We start from the raw sequence: 6,853 nt of genomic DNA on the forward strand, positions 1-6,853 counted from the left end.
GGCGTTCCCCGTGCCGATCATGGAGAAGTACTTCGGGCCGGCGGCGGGAGCCAGCCAGAACGCGCGGAGCAGCTCGTCGGGCTCCAGCGCGCTCCGCTTGACGCCCCGGTAGAAGTCGGCCGCCGCGATCATGCGGATGCCGCGCCGGGACCCGACCTCGATCACGGCGTCGCCGGCGAGCAGCGGCGGATGCCCGTCGCCGGCCGGGGACGCGGCGCCCAGGTTGCCGCCGACCGTGCCACGGTTGCGGATCTGGGGCGACCCGACGGTACGGGCCGCCTGGGCCAGGCCGGGCAGCCGGTCGCCGAGCTCGCCGATGATCCGCGCGTACGTCACGCCGGCGCCGATCCGCAGCCGGTCCCCGTTCTGCTCCCAGCGGTCCAGTTCGGCGACCCGGCCCAGGTCGAGCAGGTACTCCGGGCGGCGGACGTCGAAGTTCAGCTCGACCATGATGTCGGTGCCGCCCTGGATCGGTACGGCCTCCGGATGCTCGGCCTTCGCGGCGAGCGCCTCATCCCAGGTCGTGGGCTGCAGGAATTCCATGGCGGCTCCAGGTCAGCTCCAGGCGGGGCCGGCGTCGGGCGCGCCGTCGCGGACGACGGCGCCCTCGATCAGCCCGTACGGCCGGTCCGCCGCGTAGAAGACCTCATTCTCGTTGTTCAGGCCGAACGGTTCGAGGTCGACGGCGAAGTGGTGCCGGTTCGGCAGCGACAGGCGCACCTCGCAGACCTCCGGCAGCCCGTCGAGGAGCCGGTCGCCCATGGCGTACAGGGTCTGCTGCAGGGACAGGCTGTAGGTGCCGGCGAAGGCGTCCAGCAGGTGCCGCCGCGCCTCGGGGTAGGACCCCTCCCAGTCTGCCTCCGCCGACGCGTGCCGCCACTGGGCGGTCACCTCCGTGGCCAGGATCCGGTCCCGGGTCTCGGGCAGCGTCGTGTACTCGTCCTTGACGTACCCCCAGAACTCCGAGTCGGTGGAGTTGAGCACCACGAGGTCCCTGATGCCGGAGACGACATGCGTGGCCTGTTCGTCGTGGTGGACGAGCGCGGTGCGGGTCTCGCCGCCCCGGCGTACGAAGGAGTGCCGCCCCGCGCCGATCCGGTCCCAGAGGTGCTCCTCGATCGCCACGCGCGCGTGGTGGACGCTCGGCTGCGACCCCACGAAGTGCCGGGCGAGCAGCAGCCCGAACGCCTCCGGTGAGTCGATGCCGTGCTCACGGGCGAACGCGAAGACGGTGTTCTTCTGCGTGTCCGTCGTGAGGACGGAGGAGTTGTCCCCGGTCAGGTGGACCGCCTCCATCGCGCCGGACAGCGCGACGCTCACCGTGAGGTCCCGGACGTGGTGGACGTCGCCGTCCCTGGTCACGCGTACGACGTGGGTCTCGGCCTTGCCGTAGCGGTTCGGGCCGAGCCGGCTCCGTGACATGGTCAGCTCCCCCGGTAGGTCGAGTAGGCGTACGGGCTGAGCAGCAGCGGCACGTGGTAGTGCTCGCCGGGGTCGGTGACCGTGAAGGCCACGGCCACCTCGGGATAGAAGTCCGAATGGCCCGCGGTGTCGAAGATGAGCCGGTGGACGCCCTCCCCCGGCGCGGGCAGGTCGCGCACCCGGCCGTCCTCGTCGGTACGGGCGTCGGCGACGTGCCGCCACCCGGCGCCGTCGCGCGACTCCAGACGCACCGGCACACCGGCCGCCGGGCGACCCTTCCCGGCGTCCAGAACGTGCGTGGACAAGGTCATGTGCCCTCCTTCGTCGGTGGAGAGATCCTGGGCGCGTGTCGTCGATTCACTCACTCCGTTCGCTCATGTGCCCAGTCTTCTCAGCCTCAGCTCCGTGATCTTGACCAGCTCCCCGTGCACGACGTCACGCTCCCTCGCCGGGTCGTTGCCGAGGCGTTCGCGCAGCTCGGCGAGCATCTCGGGCGCGCCGCGCCCGCTGGCGCAGATGAGGAAGACGTGGCCGAACCGCTCCTCGTACTCGGCGTTGGCGGCGGTGAACGCGGCCCGGTCCCGGTCACCGACGCCCGACTGCTCCGCACGCGACAGGGCCGAGGCGGCGCGCTCGCCGATCCTCGGATGGGCCTGGAGGGCCTCTTCGACGTCCGCCCAGTCCAGGTCGCGCACCGCCCGGCGCGCGGCGGCGAACAGCCGCTCCGCCGAGCCGTACGGCCGTCCCTCAGCGACCGCCGCCGCCCAGCGCCGCGACGCGCAGCACGCCAGCAACTCCGCCTCGGCGTCCGCGCGGGACAGGCCGTCGAACCGCACCGCGCCTCCTCACGTTCGGGTCCTGTCAGTACACACACCCGGATGAGCGGCGGTCCAGCAGAGAAACGCCGAACCGTACCCCCTGATCACGGCAACTTTTCCCGTGTCGCGGCGAGCATGCCCCGTCCACGTCGCACGGAACCGGCCCCGAGAGCCGGCGGCGCGAAGGCATTATCGAACGCGACAATCTCGCCATTCCACACATTATCGACGAAAGCTGCGCAATGAATTTTCCAAGAAGGGAATGACCGCCGCAAAGGATCTCTTATTCTTCGGCGACTTGCCGTAAACTTGTGTCGCCATTAAGACTCGGCCCGTTCCGTTACAGGCTGAGCGATATCTACTATTCGGAGGGATGTCAATGAGTACTATGCTCGTCAGCACTCCCGCGTGGAGAAAGAGCACGCGGAGCAGCGATCCCGAAGCGGCACAGTGTGTCGAGGTCGCCGCCGTTCAGCAGATCAGCGGCGCCAAGGACGCCTGACACCGATCGCCTGCACGGCCGTCTCCATTCGTTGATGGCCGGCCGGGGACAGCGTCAAGCGTCTAGTCGGCCGGGCGGGGGTGCGGAAGCGTTCTCGGACGTACCTCCGTCACGGTCATCGTCATCCGCGCTCGACCACACGGAATGCACGACGGCTGCACTCACGCAGTTACCGCCGTTCGAATCAGTCCCCGACCGCCGGCTCTTCCGCCATTCGGCACCCTCAATCTTTCCTGGACCGGCCATGACCATTCCGCTCTCCGGGGACGTCGCGAGGGGCTCTGGCCCAAGACGGCACGGTCGCCTTGAGCCACGACGGATCGTGGCCCATGGAAGGAGGGCCCCAACCGGGGCTACACAGGGATCGGATAGATGTCACAGTCGGCGCGGATGGCCTGGCGGGCAGAAAGCGTCGCCGGATGGTTGGCTCCATGAACCTTCCGCAGTCCGTCGACGGCCTCCGTGAATCGCGCTTCAGCTTCTTCCTCCTCCCCGGCCGCTCGCAGGTCGAGGGCGTAGTTCAAGGAGCACGCCAGTGTGGTCGGGTGCTCTTCGCCCAGTACTCTCCGGGCGCGGCTCAACGCGTCCCGGTCTCGGTCGAGTGCTCCCTGGTTGTCACCGAGCGCGGAATGGTCGCTGGCCAGGTTGATCTGACACACGATGGCGCGCGGATGGTCGCGTCCCAGCACTTCGGTGAGCACCGTCAAGGCCGCCGCGTCGAGCTTCCTGGCCTCCTCGACCTGACCGTTCAGGCGCAGCGCGACGGCGAGGTTGATGTTGGCGGTCGAGGTGTTCGGGTGCCGGGGCCCGAACATCTTCAGGTAGCTTTCCGCCGACTCGCGCGCCAAGACGATCGATTCGGCCAGCCGGCCGTTCTGCCGAAGGTTGACGGCGTGGTTGAGCACCGCCGCGATGGAGTCCGGATGCCCCCGGCCGTACCGGCTGAGGTATCGCTCGAGTGTGTCGGTGGAGAGTTCGAGCGCCCGCCGGTGGTCGCCGGCCTTCCGCTCCATCACCGACAGAACGCTGAGGCTCTCGGAGAGACCGACGAAGCCGTTGCCGAACGTCCGCTCGATCCGCGCCATGTTCTCGCGCGTGAGCTCGCGGGCCTCTTCGTGGTTACCGCACTCCATCTCGTCGACCGCGATGGCCGCGAGTGACCCGAGCGTGTTGCTGCGGTTCTCCCCGTAGATGGCGACGAGGCGCCGATAGGTGTCGCGGTCGACCTCCAGGGCGCCGCGCGCGTCGCCGGTGAGGCGGAGGTCGATCGCGTACAGGTGAGCCTGCTGGAGGGTCATCGGGTCGTCCTCGCCGAACCTGCGCCGCAAGGACTCGAACGAGTCCTTGTCGATCTCCATGGCCTGGTTGAACCGCCCGAGGTAGCGCAGGTCCGCCGCGACGTAGCGCTGGGCCTCCAGGGTGCGTTCGTCCTCCTCGCCCCGGTCCCGCACAAGAATGTCCCTGACCCGCACGTGGTGCTCGTACGCCTCGGAGAACCGTCCGTGCAGCCGGAGCGCGCGGCCGAGGTGCAGCGTGGCCGCCAGCGTCTGATCGTGGTCGGACCCCAGCTTCTCCGTCCAGGCCGTGACCGCACGCTCGGCCAGCCGCAGGAATCCCTGGTGGTCGCCCCAGCGGAACAGGAAGTCGATCTCGTGCAGGACGAGGTCGCGGGCCCACGCGTCGTCGCAGTCGACGATGCCGGAGTACTGGATGTGCGGGAGCAGGTCCGCGTACTCCTGCCACCGTGTCGGCAGGTCCGGCGCCTGCGGATCGGCGTTGGCCAGCAGCTGATGCCCGCAGTGGCGCAACTCGGCGATCTCCTGCGGGCTCATCTGGGCGACGAGAACCCGCTGGACCAGCCGGTGCAGCATGATCGTGTTGTGCCGGTGGCTGATCTTCGCCAGGGCGTACTGGTTGATGGCGCGGACCGCCCGGCCCAGTTTGATCGGGTCGGACAGCGCCTCCAGGAGCTCGGCCGGCCCGTCGAGGTTGCGTGCGCCGGAGAGCAGCCGCCACGTGATGGGCTCCGGGGCGAAGAAGGCGCAGACCTGGAGCAGTTGCAGCGCGGCGGGCTCGCTGTCGCGAAGCTGGTCGAGCGAAACGTTCCACGCGGCCGCGACCGGCAGTTCGTAGGCCGCCGGAGCGGCGTCGTGCAGAAGCTCGGCCGCCTTGTCGTGCTTATCGCGGAAGAGGTGGAGGTACTCATCGACCGGCATGCCCGTTTCCGACAGCCACACCGCCGCCTGCTCGATGGCCAGCGGCAGGTCCCCGAGCACGTCGGCCAGTTCGTCCGCCTCCGCGTCGTCGAGCGTGGGCCCGCGCCGCCGGAGGAGCGCCTTGCTCTCCTCCCGGGCGAAGACGTCCACCTCGAGAGAGCCGGCGACCTCGGTCCACGCGTGGTTGCGCGAGGTGACCAGGATCTTGCCCGGCCCGTTGGTGGGGAAGAACTCTCGCGCCTCCTCGAGAACCTCGGCGTTGTCGAACACCAGCAGCCAGTCGCGATAGGGCCGTCCCAGCCGGAGCGCCTCGCGAACCGCCGGCACCGCGACGTTGACCTCCGCGCCCACCGGCAGCCCCAGCTGGGACGCGAGCTCGGTCAGGTCCTGCTGGATCTGGCCGGGCCGCTCCGCCCGGACCCACCAAATCAAATCATAGTCAGAGATATGACGATAAACATACTCAATGGCGATCTGCGACTTCCCGACACCGCCCATGCCGTGCAACGCTTCGGGCAGTACCGCGGTGGTGCCACGGGAAAGGCGTTCATGCAACTGATCGAGCAGCTCTTCCCGGCCAGTGAAATTAGGATTTTGGGGCGGCACATTTCCCCATATGGGCGGCGGGTCCGATGCCTTACGCTCAGCGGCCTGCGGGAGGGCTCGTATGGTCACGCCAACTCCAGTATGCGAGGGTGCGGAAAAAATGTCCTCGGGAAGTTGTTCGATGGCATCGAGATCACGCATGCCGTCATCAATACCCGCGTCCTTACCTTGCAGCGGTGGATTTACCAAGTGCGTGGGTTCGGGTACGGCTTCGATGGTCGAGGTATCCCACCGCTGTTCGGTGCTTTGCAGGCCCGCGTCCAGCTCTTGGGCGAGCCGCAGGTACGGTCCGGACAGCGCGCGGAACGCGGAGGCGGCCGGGGAGGCGAAGAAGGCCAGATCGGCGCTGACGGACGGGGTTTCGGCGTGGCTGGGGGCGACCACCATCTCGTGCAGTTCGGGCAGGACACCGACTTCGTCCTCCAGATGCCGGGCGACGGTCATCAGGACCCGGGTCGTCTCCGAGCGAAGGCCGGTCGCGAGCAGTTCCTCCCGTACGCCGGGCAGGAAGTCGAAGGCGATCTCCTCCTCCTCGGCCGCCGGGCCGACCTGCCGGAGCAGTCCGCTGCCCACGAGCTCGGCCAGATCCGACGGGCCCGAAGCCGGGAGCATCGTCCGCTGCACCAGCCGCATCAGCCGGGCGGACAGCGGCGCGGCGGCGAGATGCACCGAGAGCGCGTAGACGGTCGGGCTCACGGCGGCGCGGAAGCGCCGGACCAGCTCAGCGGGTGAGGCCGGCAACGTCCGCTCCGGCGGAGCGGTCGCGGCCGGATGGTCGCCGGCCGCCGGAGAGCACACCGCGACCGCGCCGTACCAGGTGTTCCGCAGGCCCGCGACGAACCTCGCCCAGCCGGTGAGCTGGGCCGGGTCGAGCTCGACCATCGGCACGTGCACGTTCGCGGGCCCGCTGGAGGCCGTGGAGAAACCCGTGTCGCCAAGGCCCGGCTCGGGGTAGAGCACCTCGTACCGGCTGTTGGCGGCGGCCGGGCCGGCGGCGATCAGTTTGGCCGGCCGGCCGACGATGCCGGTCCGCCGCCACTGGCGGCGCGTGAGCAGGTTGACCAGCACGACCGGCGACCGGCGGCCCCAGCCGGCTAGCATGCGCTGGGCCGCTCCGGAGTGCCAGGCGTCGCCGACGCCGTCGGTCAGCACGACGATCAGCCGGCGCTCCCCTGCGCCGTGGTCGGACAGCCGGGCCGGGTGTCTCGGCCAGGCCAGCGGACCGGGCGCACGAAGGAGCGGGTCGGCCAGGTCGGTGTCGCACAGGTGCGCGCGGACCGCCCGGAAGG

General features: G+C 69.6%; 6 protein-coding genes. 1 reads left to right on the plus strand and 5 read right to left on the minus strand.

What is annotated here, in order from left to right:
- From ACFFNX_RS37470 to uraD, 4 genes are all read right to left on the minus strand, one after another.
- Positions 1 to 543 (minus strand): FAD binding domain-containing protein (locus tag ACFFNX_RS37470; protein ID WP_378210790.1); only part of this gene is annotated, 543 nt, incomplete at its 3' end.
- Positions 544 to 555: 12 nt separating this feature from the next.
- Positions 556 to 1,422, minus strand: a complete 867-nt coding sequence (gene pucL / locus ACFFNX_RS37475) for a factor-independent urate hydroxylase (RefSeq protein WP_378210792.1) — start codon at positions 1,420 to 1,422, stop codon at positions 556 to 558.
- Positions 1,423 to 1,424: 2 nt separating this feature from the next.
- The gene (gene uraH, locus ACFFNX_RS37480) at positions 1,425 to 1,733 is read right to left on the minus strand and encodes a hydroxyisourate hydrolase (protein ID WP_378210794.1); all 309 of its coding nucleotides are present in this window, start codon (positions 1,731 to 1,733) and stop codon (positions 1,425 to 1,427) included.
- Between the two features lie 63 nt (positions 1,734 to 1,796).
- Positions 1,797 to 2,258 carry a 2-oxo-4-hydroxy-4-carboxy-5-ureidoimidazoline decarboxylase gene (gene uraD, locus ACFFNX_RS37485; RefSeq protein ID WP_378210796.1) on the minus strand — a complete coding sequence of 154 codons (462 nt, stop codon included), beginning with the start codon at positions 2,256 to 2,258 and terminating at the stop codon, positions 1,797 to 1,799.
- A gap of 361 nt (positions 2,259 to 2,619) precedes the next feature.
- Between uraD and ACFFNX_RS37490 the strand changes: the two genes are divergently transcribed.
- Positions 2,620 to 2,742, plus strand: a complete 123-nt coding sequence (locus ACFFNX_RS37490) for a DUF397 domain-containing protein (RefSeq protein ID WP_378210798.1) — start codon at positions 2,620 to 2,622, stop codon at positions 2,740 to 2,742.
- Positions 2,743 to 3,095: 353 nt separating this feature from the next.
- On the opposite strand, the gene fxsT is transcribed toward ACFFNX_RS37490, so the two are convergent.
- The coding region (gene fxsT / locus ACFFNX_RS37495; RefSeq protein WP_378210799.1) for an FxSxx-COOH system tetratricopeptide repeat protein at positions 3,096 to 6,853 on the minus strand (3,758 nt) is incomplete at its 5' end.

It is taken from the genome of Actinoallomurus acaciae (assembly GCF_042429965.1).
GTDB classification, from domain to species: domain Bacteria; phylum Actinomycetota; class Actinomycetes; order Streptosporangiales; family Streptosporangiaceae; genus Actinoallomurus; species Actinoallomurus acaciae.